At 40.0% G+C, this 1,558-nt stretch carries 2 protein-coding genes; both read left to right on the top strand.

Annotated elements, in window-relative coordinates; genetic code table 11:
• On the top strand, window positions 1–808 hold an 808-nt coding region (gene glsA / locus VE944_RS31670; RefSeq protein WP_324987042.1), incomplete at its 5' end, for a glutaminase A.
• 301 nt (window positions 809–1,109) lie between these two features.
• Window positions 1,110–1,427, top strand: coding sequence for a hypothetical protein (locus VE944_RS31665; protein ID WP_324987039.1), 318 nt, complete (start codon window positions 1,110–1,112; stop codon window positions 1,425–1,427).
• Window positions 1,428–1,558 lie beyond the last annotated feature (131 nt).

The following is a 1,558-nucleotide window of genomic DNA, read 5'->3' as shown; positions in this document are numbered from 1 at the left end:
AGTTTATAAAGTTGGCGATTACGATCACCTCTTTACCATTCAGTCAATTTCCAAGGTATTTGCTTATGGGCTTGCCTTAGAAGATCATGGACTGGATTACGTTTTGACTAGAGTTGGGGTGGAACCAACGGGGGATGCATTTAACGCGATTATTTTGGATGAGCAATCAAAGCGGCCTTATAATCCAATGGTAAATGCAGGTGCGATCGCAACCACCAGTTTAATTAAAGGTTCTGGCCCAACCGAACGCCTCAACCGAATGCTGGATATGTTTCGGCGATATATTGGGCGTGACGTGTTCGTTGATATTTCAGTTTTTACCTCAGAACGCAGTACAGGACATCGCAACCGGGCAATGGCGCATCTGATGCTAAACTTTGGCATGATTGACCGCAATATTGAAGAGTCGCTGGATCTTTATTTTCAGCAGTGTGCTGTGATGGTAAATTGCCAAGACTTAGCAGTGATGGCGGCTACCCTTGCTAACAGAGGTATTAACCCCATTACCAAAGAACAGGCGGTAGATAAGCATTACATCAAAGATATTTTGAGTGTTATGTATACCTGCGGAATGTACAACTTTGCTGGTGAATGGGCTTATAAAATTGGGATTCCGGCGAAAAGCGGAATTTGTGGTGGGATTATTGCCGTTGTACCCAATAAGATGGGCATTGGAGTTTTTTCGCCTCTTTTGGATATGCGTGGTAATAGTGTGCGGGGGGTAAAGGTGTGTGAAGAACTTTCCCAACGGTTAGGTTTACATTTATTTGATTGTTCAGGTGAAGAGGCGAAAACTACTCAACATTAACCTTTTCTAGGCTAGACAAATTTGCCAGAATCTGATTTCTAAGCTCTCATTGTGGTTTGAGAACAGACATACTGTTTCCCATTTTTGAGATTTTAATAGCGATGCCTACGGCTGGTTATGCCTACGTGGCAGTCGGAAGGATTACTTTAAACGCCAATCTCATCCATCTTTAGCTAGTTAGCCAGCTTTTCAGTAGCATATAAAATGTTATTACAAGATGAATTTTTTTACTAACTGTTACAGATAGGCGAGATAGCTTCTATTTGATAGTTCTTTTAAGGCGATAGTCGGGATTAACATTATGCATGAAGTTTCAAAGCAGACTATAGAGGCAGCACAGAAACATGCTCAAAAATCGATTGAGCATAGTAAAGAAGTGCAAGAGTTAGGTAAGAGTTTACAAACAAATGGTCAAATCGAGCCGGAACAAAAAGAACGTATCGAAGCCTATGGAGAAACGATGCACGAACACGCGCAGAAATTTCAAGAATCGGCGCACAGACTAACAGAAGATCCTTCAACAGATATATATGCAGAAGCAGTGGAGGAGTGTATCAAGGTAAATCAAGCGCATATCGAAGCAATTAAAGAATTTCAAAAGATAGAGCTGCCAGCTTAAATTTAGATATTAATTAAATATTAAATTTATTTACTTTTAGCTGGATGTATTTATTGAGCTTGTTATAAGTCTAATAACTACTTGAGCCTTTTCATTTCAGTTAAACACAGCGAGTTGCCTATATAAAATGA

This window comes from Nostoc sp., assembly GCF_035638895.1.
In the GTDB taxonomy this organism is placed as follows: domain Bacteria; phylum Cyanobacteriota; class Cyanobacteriia; order Cyanobacteriales; family Nostocaceae; genus Nostoc.
This window is presented reverse-complemented; position numbering and strand designations above follow the sequence as displayed.

What these genes read in the sequence shown, in the direction of transcription:
- VE944_RS31665 (WP_324987039.1), top strand. Translation starts at nt 1,110, where the DNA reads ATGCATGAAGTTTCAAAGCAGACTATAGAGGCAGCACAGAAACATGCT.